The sequence below is a fragment of the Pseudomonas phytophila genome, assembly GCF_025643095.1.
Lineage (GTDB): Bacteria > Pseudomonadota > Gammaproteobacteria > Pseudomonadales > Pseudomonadaceae > Aquipseudomonas > Aquipseudomonas quasicaspiana.
Genome location: NZ_CP081201.1, coordinates 6,318,450 through 6,332,292, shown reverse-complemented (window position 1 = coordinate 6,332,292; position 13,843 = coordinate 6,318,450). Strand labels below are relative to the sequence as shown.

Here is a 13,843-nt window from a genome sequence, read left to right as displayed (position 1 = left end):
TGGAGAAAAACGATATGAGTTCACCCAGCGAGTTTCCCTTGAGTGAAGCCCCGCGTGAAGGACGCAAGGGGCTGCTGTCGATTTCCATGGTGCTGTTCAGTTTCACCTTCTTCACCGGCACCATGTTTGCGGGCGGCAAGCTGGGCATGGCGTTCAACTTCGTCGACATGCTGTGGATCGCCGCCATCGGTAACAGCCTGTTGGCGATCTATGCCGCAGCGCTGGCCTTCATCGCCTCGCGCAGCGGTTTGAATACTGTATTGATGGGGCGCTTTTGTTTTGGCGAAGCGGGCAGTCGGCTTTCCGATGTGCTGCTCGGTTTTGCCGAGCTGGGCTGGTACGCATGGGGCACCGCAACCGTGGCCATTGTATTGGTAAAGATGCTCGGTCTGGCCGAAGGCTTCACCTCACCACTGATGGTCCTGTTTGGGCTGGGCTTCAGCATCACCGCGATCATCGGCTACAAAGGGCTGGACGTGCTGTCGCGGATCTCCGTGCCGCTCATGTTCGTGCTGCTGATCATCTCCATGTACATCGCCACCCGAGATGTAGGCGGTTTCCAGGGATTGGCGGCGGTTATTCCTCACGAGACCATGACGCTTTCAGCGGCCATCACCATGGTCTTCGGAACGTTTGCCAGCGGTGCGACCCAAGCCACTAACTGGACGCGCCTGTCGCGCAGCGGACGCGTTGCCGTGACTGCCAGCGTCGTCGCCTTCCTGCTGGGTAACGGTTTGATGGTCGTTGCAGGCGCGTGGTGTGCGATGGTTTATCAGCAGGCCGATATCGTTGAAGTGATGATGCTTCAGGGTCTTTCGTTCGCCGCAGTGATCATGCTTTGTTTGAATCTGTGGACCATTCAGGGACCGACCATCTACAACGTTTCAGCGGCGGCCTGCCACCTGCTGCGCAGCGAGCGACGCCGAACCATGACGTTGATTGCAGCGGCGCTCGGTATCGTGCTGGCCATCGGTGGCATGTACGAAATGCTGATTCCTTTTCTGGTGTTGCTGGGTTCTATCATCCCGCCGATTGGCGGCGTGATCATGGCTGACTTCTGGTATCGCCACCACGGCAAATACCCGGTGTTGGCCAGCGTCACGCTGCCGCGCTACAACCTGCTGGGGCTGTCGGCTTATGCCATCGGCGCCGCGCTGGCGTATTTCTCGCCCTGGATCGCGCCTCTGGTAGGCATCGCCGCTTCGGCCATCTGCTACATCGTCCTGCTTGAAGTGACGGGCAAGCGCAGCATGGTCGCCGGCGTACAGGAGGAGCTTTGAGCCTGACCGTTGAGGAAATTCTCCAGCTTCCCGGGCTGGAGGAAATGGTCGTGCGTTCAGGATCAGCCAACCTGCATCGCAGCGTGCGCTGGTCATACGTTGCCGAGAACGAAGGGATTGCCGACTGGATCATGGGCGGCGAGCTGGTATTCATCACCGGCATCAATTATCTGCGCGATGAAGCCAATCTGTTGCGCGTGGTGCAGGAGGGTGATGCCAATGGTATTGCCGGGTTGGTGATTCTGACCGGCAATGCCTACATCCAGCAGATCCCCGAGTCCGTGATTGAGTTGGCGGAGCAGTGCGGTTTGCCGCTGATCGAGCAGCCGTATCTGTTGAAGATGGTCATCGTCACCCACCTGATCGGCACGGCATTGGTGCAGATGGCGCAGACCAAGCGCTCGCGTCACGACATCCTCGGGCAGTTGCTCAGCGGTGATTACCCGAGCCTGAGTATTGCCCGACAAAGGGCCGCGCATTTACGGCTGCCATTGGAGGTGCCTCGGCGTCTGGTGGCCCTGCGCCTGTCGGCGGTCAGCGTGTTGTTCGACAGCCATGCCCCGGAGGCTGCGGAACGGCTGCTGCAACAAACCCGGCAAGCGGTTCTCGACCATCTCGACGCCTGGAATCGCGTATTGCCGGACGCTTTGCCGGTCATCGTCCAGGGCGACTTGTTTATTTTGCTGTTGCCCAGGCTTGAAGCGATCCGTAGTGAGCTGGCGCGGCTTTACCGCGATCTTTCGTCAGTGCTGGGCGACATGGCGTTGTTCATGGGGCTGGCCAATCCGGTCGAAGACTGCGGGCAATATCGGCAGGCGCTGAATGAGGCTCGTCAGGCGCTGGATGTCGCCGAACACTTGCGACCCGCCAGTGGCCTTTGCGATTTCAGCGAACTGGGTGTGTTGCGTCTGCTGCAAGCGGTTACTGATCGCTCGGTCATCGATAGCTTCGTCAAACAGACCCTCGGGCCGCTGATCGAGAGCAACCGCAAGCAGCCCCACAGCCTGATCGAAACACTGGACGCCTTGCTCCAGGAAAACGGTAACGGACTCAAGGCCGCCCAGCGCCTTGGTATCCATCGCAACACCATCAACCAACGTATTCAGCGTATCGAGCAGCTCAGCGGGCAATCCCTCGACGACGCTAATTTTCGAATGAACGCTTCGGTTGCGCTGCTGGTATGGCGCATGTCCGAGGCTCAGCGACAGGATTAGTCATGAACATCATTAATGCCACGTTGCGTAAAACCCAAGGGCTGCATACCGTCACCTGGGAAAACGGCTGCATCACAGCCATCACCGCTCAGACGGAAAGCGTGCAGCCTGCGTCAGATGAGATTGATGCCCTCGGCCAACTGGTCATTGCGCCATTGGTGGAGCCGCATATTCACCTGGACGCCACGCTGACCGCCGGTGACCCTGAGTGGAACATGAGCGGGACCCTGTTCGAAGGCATAGAGCGCTGGGGTCAACGCAAGGAAACCATTACCCACGAAGACACCAAGCAACGCGCTCACACCACGATCCGCATGTTGGCTGAGCACGGCATTCAGCATGTTCGGACCCACATTGATGTCACCGACCCGACACTGGGCGCGCTCAAGGCGATGCTTGAAGTGCGTGAAGAAGCCCGCCATCTGATAGATCTGCAGATCGTTGCCTTTCCTCAAGAGGGCATCGAGTCCTACGAAGGTGGGCGTGAATTGATGACGCGTGCCGTGGAAATGGGCGCGGACGTGGTGGGCGGTATCCCGCACTTCGAAAACACCCGCGAGCAGGGCGTCAGCTCGATCAGGTTCCTGATGGATCTGGCTGAGCGAACAGGTTGTCTGGTGGACGTGCATTGCGACGAAACCGATGACCCGAATTCGCGCTTTCTTGAAGTCCTTGCTGAAGAGGCGCGGGTGCGTGGCATGGGCAGCCGTGTAACGGCCAGCCACACCACCGCCATGGGGTCTTATGACAATGCTTACTGCTCAAAGCTGTTCCGGCTGCTGAAAAGGTCGGGCATCAACTTCGTCTCCTGCCCGACCGAGAGCATTCACCTGCAAGGGCGTTTCGACACCTACCCCAAGCGCCGCGGCCTGACCCGTGTCGCAGAGCTGGACCGCGCCGGGATGAACGTGTGCTTTGGTCAGGACTCGATCAAAGATCCCTGGTACCCACTGGGCAATGGCAACATCCTGCGCGTACTGGATGCGGGCTTGCACATCTGTCACATGATGGGTTTCGAAGACCTTTCACGCAGCCTGGACCTGGTCACTGACAACAGCGCCAGAACCCTTAATCTGGACGAGGGCTATGGCATCGCAGTGGGCCGGCCGGCGAATCTGGTCATTCTGGATGCTGAAAGTGATTACGAAGCGGTGCGTCGCCAGGCAAAGGCGCGAGTGTCAATCAGAGGCGGGAAAGTATTGATGACGCGGGTGCCGGAGCGGGTTGAGTTTAGTTAAACCCTATCGCGAATGCTTTTCTGTAGGAGCTGCCGAAGGCTGCGAAAGGCGGAGTGTCTGCCTTACTGATTCGCAGCCCTCGGATTACATATAAATCATTGATCAGATTATATTTTATGTAGGAGCGAGGCTTGCCCGCGATAGGGCCCACGCGACCTAAAGTGAATCGCATCCAGCCTTATCGCGGTCAAGCCTCGCTCCCACATAGAAACTGTGTTTGCTGCGCGACAGGGCAGCGTCAAAGACGGGACGGCCACTCCTGCAAAGGATTGATCCAGAATCTACCCTTCGTGGGTCAACTCCAGCACCCGGTCCACCAGCTTGTTAATCCCGGCGGCTGCCTCGCCGATGGTTTTGGCGACCATATAAGCCGGCGTGCTGACCAGCTTGCGGGCTTGGTCTTCGACGATATCGGTCACTTCGCATTCCTGGTGTTCACCCTTCATGAGGGTGATGGCCTGTGCGGTCTCGGCGTCGTTGCCGATGGTGCAGGTTACGCCCGGGCCATAAATTTTGGCGGCCAAAGCGGGGCTGATGCAGATCAGCCCGACCGGCTTGCCAGCCTCGGCGAATGCTTCTGCCAGTGCCAGGACTTCAGCCTGCACCTTGCAATCCGCCCCAGCAGTGGCGAAGTCGGAGAGATTCTTGGCTGCACCGAAACCACCGGGAATGATCAGTGCATCAAACCGGGTAACGTCTGCTTCACGAATATCCTCGATGGCGCCGCGAGCGATCCGGGCGGATTCCACCAGCACGTTGCGGGTCTCCGGCATCTCTTCGCCCGTCAGGTGATTGATCACGTGATGCTGAGTGATGTTTGGCGCAAAACACTGGACGGCTGCGCCGCGTTGATCAAGGCGCAGCAGTGTCAGCACGCTTTCATGAATTTCCGCGCCGTCATAGACGCCACAGCCGGACAAAATCACGGCGACTTTCTTTTGCATGATCATTCTCCCTATCGAGCGCAGCGGTCTGCTCAAGACTTTTACCTGATCTTGGGACAAGCGTCTGGGGCGGGGATTCAATCCAATGCACTGCGTTCTGAAACCGCGCAGAAAACGATTTACTTGTAGGAGCTGCCGAAGGCTGCGATGGCGGTGTGTCAGGCTGAATGCTTTCGCAGCCTTTGGCAGCTACAGAAAAGCATTCCAATGGGGCATGAGGAGGGGACTTACAGGCGAGCGCAATGCCGGAGCATTGCGCTCGTGGTGGCGCTAGCGGTCGCCGTGCTTCTTGCTGTCGGCAGGGACGTCAACGGTGACCTCAGCCGGAACCGGGCTAACGACGCCGGCATCAGCTTCGGCCGCTGCTGCCATGGAGGCAGCGGCGGCTTCTTCCCGGGCGATACGCGCGTTCTTGAAACGACGACGCAGCCAGAGGGCGAACCCGAGTACCAGTAATGCGCCAAGCACCCACAATTCATACTTCTTGATATTGCCCAGCATGCCTTCTAGCACTGCGCCGAAATGGTACGCCGCATAACCCAGCGCCGCAGCCCAGACAGCCGCACCGATACCGTTTAGGATCAGATAGCGCAGTGGCGGATAGCCTGATAGACCAATGGCTACGGGCATGACTGTTCGCAAGCCGTAGACAAAGCGGAAGCTTAATACCCAGAGATCCGGGTGCCTGCGTATATGCGCCAGCGCCTTGTCGCCCATGAGCTGCCATCGCGGCTTGCGCGCCAGGATTTTGCGGCCGTGCCTGCGCCCCATGTAGTACCAGAGCTGGTCACCTGCATAGCTTCCGAAGAAAGCCACGACCACGACCAGTTTGATGTCCATGTATTCACGGAACGCCAGGAATCCAGCGAGAACCAGAATGGTCTCGCCTTCAAAGAAGGTGCCGATGAAGAGGGCGAAGTAGCCAAATTCGTGCAAGAAATTCTGGAGCATTGTCTGGATGCTGGCGAAATGAACGCGCAGCCTAACTCGGCCAAGGCATTCAGGAAAGTGTGGAAATGTGTCTCGACGTGAATCTTTCCTACAAGGACAATGGCAAATACCTCAACTGCGGCCCCGAGTCGCATGCTGGCCCACGACTGTCACACATTAGTCATAATGGCCGCTTATAACTGTCACGCTTGCCCGTGTACGCGGGCTCAGGAGTCTCGCCGTGAGCTTTACCCCCGCCAATCGCCTCTTTCCTCTTACCCGCCTGCGTCGCAATCGTCGCGATGATTTTTCTCGTCGTCTGGTCCGTGAAAACGTTTTGACTGTCGATGACCTGATTCTTCCCGTATTTGTACTCGATGGTGAAAACCGTCGTGAAGAAGTGACTTCGATGCCTGGCGTCGAGCGCCTGAGCATCGATCTGCTGCTGGAAGAGGCGCAGAAATGGGTTGCACTGGGTATTCCAGCGCTGGCGCTGTTCCCTGTGACGCCGGTTGAGAAGAAAACCCTGGATGGCGCCGAAGCCTGGAATCCGGACGGTATTGCCCAGCGTGCCACCCGCGCGCTGCGTGACCGTTTCCCGGAGCTGGGCGTCATCACTGACGTGGCACTGGATCCGTTCACGACCCATGGTCAGGACGGGATTCTCGACGAAGAAGGCTACGTGCAGAACGACATCACTGTCGACGCGCTGGTCAAACAAGCGTTGTCCCACGCCGATGCAGGTGCGCAGGTTGTGGCGCCTTCCGACATGATGGACGGTCGGATTCAGGCCATTCGCGAAGCACTGGAACTGGCCGGACACGTCAATGTGCGGATCATGGCTTACTCAGCCAAGTATGCCAGCGCCTATTACGGGCCATTTCGCGATGCGGTCGGTTCAGCATTGAATCTGGGCAAGGCGAACAAGGCGTCTTACCAAATGGATCCGGCCAACAGCGATGAAGCGTTGCACGAAGTGGCGGCGGATCTGGCTGAAGGCGCGGACATGGTCATGGTCAAACCGGGCATGCCTTATCTGGACATCCTTCACCGGGTCAAGGATGAGTTCAAAGTGCCGACATTTGTTTATCAGGTCAGCGGCGAGTACGCGATGCACATGGCCGCCATCCAGAATGGCTGGCTGAGTGAAGGCGTCATTCTTGAATCGCTCACCGCTTTCAAACGCGCAGGGGCTGACGGCATCCTCACTTATTTCGCCGTCCGCGCTGCAGAATTGTTAAAAGGGCAATAGCCGTACAGGAACATTCATGAATACCGAAGGACTCACCGAAGCTGCTGTTGAAGTCAACGATCAGGAAGTTCTGACTGTGGTCGAGCCAAGCATTGAGGTTTTACCCGCAATCGTCGAGACGCCACCGGTTCCGGCCCTTGTCGTGCCGAATCTGGATGACAGCAGTCTGTACATCCATCGTGAACTCTCGCAGCTCAAGTTCAACATTCGCGTGTTGGAACAGGCACTGGATGAGTCCTATCCGTTGCTGGAGCGGCTCAAGTTTCTGCTGATCTTTTCCAGCAACCTCGATGAGTTCTTCGAAATTCGTGTCGCCGGTCTGAAAAAGCAGATCACGTTCGCCCGCGAACAAGCCGGTGCCGATGGTCTGCAGCCGCATCAGGCGCTGGCCCGCATCAGTGAACTGGTGCACGGCCACGTTGATCGCCAATATGCGATCCTCAATGACATTCTGCTGCCTGAGCTTGAAAAGCATCAGGTGCGCTTCATTCGTCGCCGTCACTGGACAGCCAAGCTTAAGGCTTGGGTTCGTCGTTATTTCCGTGACGAAATCGCGCCAATCATCACGCCCATCGGTCTGGACCCGACCCACCCGTTCCCGCTGCTGGTGAACAAGAGCCTGAACTTCATCGTCGAACTGGAAGGCATCGATGCTTTCGGTCGTGACTCCGGTCTGGCGATCATTCCGGCTCCGCGCCTGTTGCCGCGAGTGATCAAGGTGCCGGAAGACGTCGGCGGCGCCGGGGATAACTTCGTGTTCCTGTCGTCGATGATCCATGCTCACGCGGACGATCTGTTCCAGGGCATGAAGGTCAAGGGCTGTTATCAGTTCCGTCTGACCCGTAACGCCGACCTGGCGCTGGACTCTGAAGATGTGGAAGACCTTGCCCGCGCGCTGCGTGGCGAGTTGTTCTCCCGTCGTTATGGTGATGCGGTACGTCTGGAAGTGGCCGACACCTGTCCAAAGCATCTGTCTGACTACCTGCTCAAGCAGTTCAATCTGTCCGAGTCCGAGTTGTATCAGGTCAACGGCCCGGTCAACCTGACGCGTCTGTTCAGCATTACCGGTCTGGACAGCCATCCGGAGCTGCAATACCAGCCGTTTACCCCTGCTATTCCGAAACTGCTGCAAAACAGCGAGAACATTTTCAGCGTCATCAGCAAGCAGGACATTCTGCTGCTGCATCCCTACGAATCCTTCACTCCAGTGGTCGATCTGCTGCGTCAGGCCGCGAAAGACCCGCACGTTCTGGCTGTCCGCCAGACCCTGTATCGCAGCGGTGCCAACTCGGAAATCGTTGATGCACTGGTAGACGCGGCCCGCAACGGTAAAGAGGTCACTGCGGTGATCGAGTTGCGCGCGCGCTTTGATGAAGAGTCCAACCTGCAACTGGCCAGCCGTCTACAAGCTGCGGGTGCAGTCGTGATCTACGGTGTGGTGGGCTTCAAGACCCACGCCAAGATGATGCTGATCCTGCGTCGCGAGGCGGGCGAGATCGTGCGCTATGCGCACTTGGGTACCGGTAACTACCACGCTGGTAACGCCCGTCTGTATACCGACTACAGCCTGCTGACCTCCGACGACGCTTTGTGCGAAGACGTCGGCAAAATGTTCAGTCAGTTGATCGGCATGGGTAAAACCCTGCGCATGAAGAAACTGCTGCATGCGCCTTTCACGCTGAAGAAGGGCATGCTTGACATGATTGCCCGGGAAACCCAGTTCGCTGTGGACGGCAAGCCGGCGCATATCATTGCCAAGTTCAATTCGCTGACCGATCCGAAGATCATCCGCGCGCTGTACAAGGCCAGTCAGTCTGGCGTACGTATTGATCTGGTGGTGCGTGGCATGTGCTGCCTGCGGCCGGGTATCCCGGGCGTTTCTCACAACATCCATGTGCGCTCGATCATTGGCCGCTTCCTGGAGCACACCCGGGTGTTCTACTTCCTCAATGGCGGCGACGAGCAGATGTATCTGTCGAGTGCCGACTGGATGGAGCGCAACCTCGACAAGCGCGTCGAGACTTGCTTCCCGGTAGAGGGCAAGAAGTTAATCCTGCGCGTGAAGAAAGAGCTTGAGCTTTATCTGACCGACAACACCCACAGCTGGCTGCTGCAGCCAGATGGCACCTACGTGCGAAGCACGCCGACCGGCAATCAGAATGCTCGCAACGTTCAGGCGACCCTGTTGGAGCGCCTGAGCAACCCGGTCCTCAGCGTACGCTGAGGACGATACCGACCCGGGTCAGCCACTCCGCTTCCAGCGCGAAGTCGGCCTGGGTCAGTTGGTTGTTTTCCAGCCAGCCTTCCGGAAATACCACGTCAAGATTGTTGCCGCTGGCGGTGAGCACCGGCTGAGGCATCTCCTGTACTCCACGAATGTGGTGGAACAGGATCGCGAAGCGCAGCAGCACGCACAGACGAATCAGCTTTTCGCCCTCTGCGCCGAACTCGGCAAACTTGTCCTTGGGAATATTACGGCGGTGGCCGCGCACCAGCAGCGCAAGCATTTGCTGGTCTTCCCGGGAGAAACCCGACAGGTCGGAGTGCTCGATCAGGTAAGCGCCATGCTTGTGGTAGTGGTAGTGAGCGATGTCGAGACCGACTTCGTGGACCTTGGCTGCCCAACTGAGTAATTCCCGGTAGCTGTCATCTTCCAGATCCCAGGCATGAGCGACCTGCTCAAGGGCGTGCAGGGCCTTTCGCTCCACACGAGCAGCCTGTTCAAGGTCAACGTGATAACGCTCCATCAGCGAGCTTAGCGTGCGCTCACGGACGTCTTCATGGTGATGACGGCCCATCAGGTCATACAGCACACCTTCCCGCAGCGCGCCTTCGCAGTGATCCATGCGCTGCAGTTCCAGCGCGTCGAAGATCGCTTCGAGGATTGCCAGGCCTGCCGGGAAGATCGAGCGGCGATCCGGCTTGATGCCGTCGAAATCGATCTTCTCTACGTCACCTAGCTTGAACAGTTTGCGCTTGAGCCATGCGAGGCCGTCGGCATTCACTTCACCCGAGCCCTGACCGTTGGCCTTGAGCGCCAGACCGATCGCACGGATGGTGCCCGACGAACCGATCGCCTCATCCCACTTCAGACGATGCAGGGCGTGTTCAATGCTCATGATCTCCAGGCGAGCGGCGGTATAGGCCTGCGCATAACGTGCCGGAGTGATCTTGCCGTCCTTGAAGTAGCGCTGGGTGAAGCTTACGCAACCCATCTGCAGGCTTTCGCGCAGCAGGGGTTCAAAGCGCTGACCGATGATGAACTCGGTACTGCCACCGCCGATGTCCGCCACCAGACGTTTGCCGGGGGTATCAGCCAGGGTATGGGACACACCGAGATAAATCAGGCGGGCTTCTTCACGGCCTGAAATCACTTCTACCGGATGGCCGAGAATTTCCTCGGCGCGAACGATGAATTCATTACGGTTACGTGCTTCGCGCAGGGCGTTGGTACCCACGATGCGGACCGCACCCAACGGCAGACCGTTGATCAGTTGGGCAAAACGCTTGAGGCAGTCGAGCCCTCGCTGCATGGATTCTTCGTTGAGTTGTCGCTCTTCGTTGATGCCAGCCGCCAGTTGAACCTTCTCTCCGAGGCGTTCCAGGATGCGGATATCCCCGGAGTTGGCTTGAGCTACCACCATGTGGAAGCTGTTCGAGCCCAGGTCAATGGCAGCGATCAGGGAAAGATTCTTGGCTTTGGATTGCGGCATGATCAGAAAATCTCGGTCGATAACCGCGCCATCGTGCCACGATCCATGGCTGCCGCCAACGCGAAGCTTTGAAGCTGGCGCTTGGCCTGCAATATCGGTGGCGTGGATCAGTTTATTGGCAGGCCTGACGCGTACCTGTGGGAGCTGGGCTTGCCCGCGATAAGAGCACCACCATATTCGGATATTGCGGTGTTCTTATCGCGAGCAAGCTCGGCTCCCACAAACGGAGTATCAAACCGGCAAGCTGGTCGTGGACTTGATCTCCGACAGGGCAACCGTCGAATTCACTTCCTGAATGCCCGGCACCAGCGAAAGCTTTTCAAAGAAGAACCGCTCGTACGCCTCGATGTCCGGCGTCACGATACGCAGCAGGAAATCCACCGACCCCATCAGCACATAGCACTCCAGCACTTCAGGAAAGCCGCGAATGGCCTCGGTAAACTCGGTGAAGTTCGAGCGACCGTGAGCATTGAGCTTCACCTCGGCAAAGATCTGCGTATTGAGACCGATCTTCTTGCGGTCCAGCAGCGATACCTGACGACGAATGACCCCTTCATCCTTGAGCCGCTGAATCCTGCGCCAGCACGGCGATTGGGATAACCCCACCTGCTCGGCGATTTGCGCACTGGACAAGGAAGCGTCCTCCTGAAGCAGCGCAAGAATCTTGCGATCATAAGCATCCAGCTCGGTTTGCATAACTATTTCTCTCTATGGAGATATGGCGCATTAACAAGTCGTAAAGAGATTAAATCAATCAAGGATGGACCAGAAATTTCTTTTTCAGCATGCAAGAATTTCTTTCAGTCACTTAACCCTCTAAATCGCAGAGGTCAGCATGCCCAATCTCGAAGCCGTTACTTCACTGTCGCAACGTCCGGATACCTGGGCGGCTGACAATGCTCATTGCTGCGCGCGTTATCAGATTCTGGTCGAGGCTGAGGCCGATTCACTGTGCCGGGTGCTGAACCTCTTTGCGATGCAGTACCTGATCCCTCATCAGGTCAACGTGATGCAGGAGGACGACGTGTTGGGTATCGACGTTGAGATCGCTAATCTGACCTGGCACCGGGCGCAGGTCATTGCGGAAAAAATGCGCAGCCTGATCAACGTCTGCTCGGTAGAATTGGAACAACTGGCCCAGCCGTACGTCTCAAACTCAACGGTTTCCCTCGCCGTCGGTTAAGCCTGGCAGAAAAAAAACGTAACTCATGTGTACGCATATGCCGAAATAACTGACACGCTGGGGGCTACGCTTGGTTCGTTTGAGCCGATTTGTCCAAAGGAATCCGCATGTCAGTTCACGCCTCATCACAGGATCGTTGGCTGGATCTGAATGATCTGCTGCGCGATCTGGTCGCCGAAGGGTTTATCGATCAGAACAGTGCCGAGATTGCACTGACCCACAGGCGCAGTGCTGCGAACCTGCAACTGCATCCGCTTGAGTTTATCGCTGCGCAACAGCTCGACGACCTCAAGCGACCGGGGCGCAAGCTGGATCTGGAAACCCTGACTGCCTGGCTCGCGGCCCAAAGCGGTCAGCCTTATTTGCGCATCGACCCGCTGAAGATCAAGGTCGCTTCGGTCACGCCTTTGATGTCTTACGCCTTTGCGCAACGCCACAAGATTCTGGCGGTGGCGGTCGATCATGACTCAGTGACCATCGCCAGCGCGCAGCCCTATGTGCATGGCTGGGAAGCTGACCTGACCCACGTGCTGAAACTGCCAATACGGCGTGTGGTGGCCAATCCGGTCGATATTCAGCGGCTGGCCGTTGAGTTTTATCGGCTGGCCAAGTCCGTCAGCGGCGCTGCCGCGACGGATCAGAAAATCAGTGGCATGGGCAACTTCGAACAGTTACTCAAGCTGGGTGCCAGTGACCAGGAACCCGATGCGAACGACGCGCACATCGTCAATATCGTCGACTGGTTGTTCCAGTACGCTTTCCAGCAGCGCGCCAGTGATATCCATATCGAGCCCCGCCGTGAGCAGGGCACGGTGCGCTTTCGCATCGACGGCGTGCTTCACAACGTTTATCAATTCCCCGCGCAAGTGACCATGGCTATCGTCAGTCGCCTGAAAAGCCTTGGTCGTATGAATGTTGCCGAGAAGCGCAAGCCGCAGGACGGACGGGTTAAAACCAGCACCCCTGATGGCGGCGAGGTTGAGCTTCGTCTCTCAACACTGCCGACGGCGTTTGGGGAAAAAATGGTCATGCGGATCTTCGATCCGGATGTACTGCTGAAAAACTTTGACCAGCTCGGGTTTTCCAGCGACGACCTGCGCCGCTGGGAGGGCATGACCCGTCAGCCCAACGGCATCATTCTTGTCACCGGGCCGACCGGTTCTGGCAAGACCACCACGCTTTACACCACGCTCAAAATGCTCGCGACCTCTGAGGTCAACCTGTGCACCATCGAAGACCCTATCGAGATGGTCGAGCCCGCATTCAATCAGATGCAGGTCCAGCACAACATCGATCTGTCGTTTGCCAGCGGTGTCCGTGCGTTGATGCGGCAAGACCCGGACATCATCATGATTGGCGAGATTCGTGATCTCGAGACTGCGGAGATGGCGATCCAGGCCGCGCTTACCGGTCACTTGGTGCTCTCGACGCTGCACACCAACGACGCACCCAGTGCAATCAGCCGGATGCTGGAACTTGGCGTACCGCATTACTTGCTCAAGGCGACCATTCTTGGGGTCATGGCGCAGCGACTGGTGCGAACTCTGTGTCCGCACTGCAAGGCACCGGTGCAACTGGATGAGGGCGACTGGCAGAGCCTGACCCGACCATGGCAAGCGCCTGTGCCGGCCGGCGCGCACCGGGCAGTAGGTTGCGTGGAGTGCCGTGACACCGGTTACCGTGGCCGTGCCGGGGTGTACGAGATCATGCTGATGTCCGATGGCGTGCAAGGTTTGATCAGCGCCGACCTTGACCTTACCGCGATGCGTCGCCAGGCGTTCAAAGAGGGCATGCGCAGTTTGCGCTTGTCCGGCGCACAGAAAGTCTCGGCGGGGCTGACCACACTTGAAGAAGTGCTACGCGTGACGCCGCAGAGCGAACAGCGCTGAGGTCGTCTGGAGCGCGGCTCGCGGTGTGAGATCCGATTTAGGCTCGCAAACCCAATCCCGGTGGGAGCGAATTCATTCGCGAATGCGTCATGTCAGGCGACGGAAGTGTTGAATCTGCCGGCCCTTTCCCGAATAAATTCGGTCCCACAGTTTTTGCATAAGCTTGAGATGCTACCAACCTGTGGGAGCTGAGCTTGCTC

Annotated in this window: 11 protein-coding genes; 7 read left to right on the top strand and 4 right to left on the bottom strand. The window is 57.8% G+C overall.

All coding sequences use genetic code 11. The features are described 5' to 3' along the window. Positions 1–14 precede the first annotated feature (14 nt). The 3 genes from codB to codA are packed head-to-tail and all read left to right on the top strand — an operon-like array spanning position 15 to position 3,732. A complete protein-coding gene (gene codB / locus K3169_RS28600) occupies positions 15–1,280 on the top strand; it encodes a cytosine permease (RefSeq protein ID WP_231673541.1) in 1,266 nt (421 codons plus the stop codon). Continuing rightward, positions 1,277–2,494: a PucR family transcriptional regulator gene (locus K3169_RS28595; protein WP_263269226.1), complete on the top strand. Its 1,218-nt coding sequence runs from the start codon at positions 1,277–1,279 to the stop codon at positions 2,492–2,494. Before codB ends, K3169_RS28595 begins: the two co-directional genes overlap by 4 nt. A gap of 2 nt (positions 2,495–2,496) precedes the next feature. Continuing rightward, positions 2,497–3,732, top strand: a complete 1,236-nt coding sequence (gene codA, locus K3169_RS28590) for a cytosine deaminase (protein ID WP_263269225.1) — start codon at positions 2,497–2,499, stop codon at positions 3,730–3,732. A gap of 281 nt (positions 3,733–4,013) precedes the next feature. On the opposite strand, the gene elbB is transcribed toward codA, so the two are convergent. Next, complete coding sequence (gene elbB / locus K3169_RS28585) at positions 4,014–4,676, bottom strand: isoprenoid biosynthesis glyoxalase ElbB (protein ID WP_122806469.1); 663 nt, start codon at positions 4,674–4,676, stop codon at positions 4,014–4,016. A 270-nt stretch (positions 4,677–4,946) separates the two neighbouring features. Further along, positions 4,947–5,627: a DedA family protein gene (locus K3169_RS28580; RefSeq protein WP_231675392.1), complete on the bottom strand. Its 681-nt coding sequence runs from the start codon at positions 5,625–5,627 to the stop codon at positions 4,947–4,949. A gap of 220 nt (positions 5,628–5,847) precedes the next feature. Here K3169_RS28580 and hemB point away from each other — a divergent pair, with 220 nt between their 5' ends. Together hemB and ppk1 are read left to right on the top strand one after the other, a co-directional pair. Next, positions 5,848–6,858, top strand: a complete 1,011-nt coding sequence (gene hemB / locus K3169_RS28575; protein WP_099268357.1) for a porphobilinogen synthase — start codon at positions 5,848–5,850, stop codon at positions 6,856–6,858. Between the two features lie 16 nt (positions 6,859–6,874). Then, positions 6,875–9,082, top strand: a complete 2,208-nt coding sequence (gene ppk1, locus K3169_RS28570) for a polyphosphate kinase 1 (protein WP_027902029.1) — start codon at positions 6,875–6,877, stop codon at positions 9,080–9,082. Here the strand turns inward: ppk1 and ppx are convergent. Next, complete coding sequence (gene ppx / locus K3169_RS28565) at positions 9,069–10,571, bottom strand: exopolyphosphatase (protein ID WP_122397547.1); 1,503 nt, start codon at positions 10,569–10,571, stop codon at positions 9,069–9,071. The two genes, ppk1 and ppx, sit on opposite strands and share 14 nt — an antisense overlap. Before the next feature lie 231 nt (positions 10,572–10,802). Further along, positions 10,803–11,267, bottom strand: a complete 465-nt coding sequence (locus K3169_RS28560; RefSeq protein WP_027902031.1) for an Lrp/AsnC family transcriptional regulator — start codon at positions 11,265–11,267, stop codon at positions 10,803–10,805. A 139-nt stretch (positions 11,268–11,406) separates the two neighbouring features. On the opposite strand from K3169_RS28560, the gene K3169_RS28555 reads away from it, so the two are divergent. Together K3169_RS28555 and K3169_RS28550 are read left to right on the top strand one after the other, a co-directional pair. Then, on the top strand, positions 11,407–11,754 hold the full coding sequence (locus K3169_RS28555) for a hypothetical protein (RefSeq protein ID WP_122397548.1): 348 nt from the start codon (positions 11,407–11,409) through the stop codon (positions 11,752–11,754). A gap of 107 nt (positions 11,755–11,861) precedes the next feature. Continuing rightward, positions 11,862–13,643, top strand: a complete 1,782-nt coding sequence (locus tag K3169_RS28550) for a GspE/PulE family protein (protein ID WP_027902033.1) — start codon at positions 11,862–11,864, stop codon at positions 13,641–13,643. Positions 13,644–13,843 lie beyond the last annotated feature (200 nt).

Excerpts from the sequence above, each read along its gene's own strand:
- ppk1 (WP_027902029.1), top strand. The coding sequence starts at position 6,875 with ATGAATACCGAAGGACTCACCGAAGCTGCTGTTGAAGTCAACGATCAG.
- K3169_RS28555 (WP_122397548.1), top strand. The coding sequence starts at position 11,407 with ATGCCCAATCTCGAAGCCGTTACTTCACTGTCGCAACGTCCGGATACC.
- elbB (WP_122806469.1), bottom strand. The coding sequence starts at position 4,676 with ATGCAAAAGAAAGTCGCCGTGATTTTGTCCGGCTGTGGCGTCTATGAC.
- ppx (WP_122397547.1), bottom strand. The coding sequence starts at position 10,571 with ATGCCGCAATCCAAAGCCAAGAATCTTTCCCTGATCGCTGCCATTGAC.
- codA (WP_263269225.1), top strand. The coding sequence starts at position 2,497 with ATGAACATCATTAATGCCACGTTGCGTAAAACCCAAGGGCTGCATACC.
- codB (WP_231673541.1), top strand. The coding sequence starts at position 15 with ATGAGTTCACCCAGCGAGTTTCCCTTGAGTGAAGCCCCGCGTGAAGGA.
- K3169_RS28580 (WP_231675392.1), bottom strand. The coding sequence starts at position 5,627 with ATGCTCCAGAATTTCTTGCACGAATTTGGCTACTTCGCCCTCTTCATC.
- K3169_RS28550 (WP_027902033.1), top strand. The coding sequence starts at position 11,862 with ATGTCAGTTCACGCCTCATCACAGGATCGTTGGCTGGATCTGAATGAT.
- K3169_RS28560 (WP_027902031.1), bottom strand. The coding sequence starts at position 11,267 with ATGCAAACCGAGCTGGATGCTTATGATCGCAAGATTCTTGCGCTGCTT.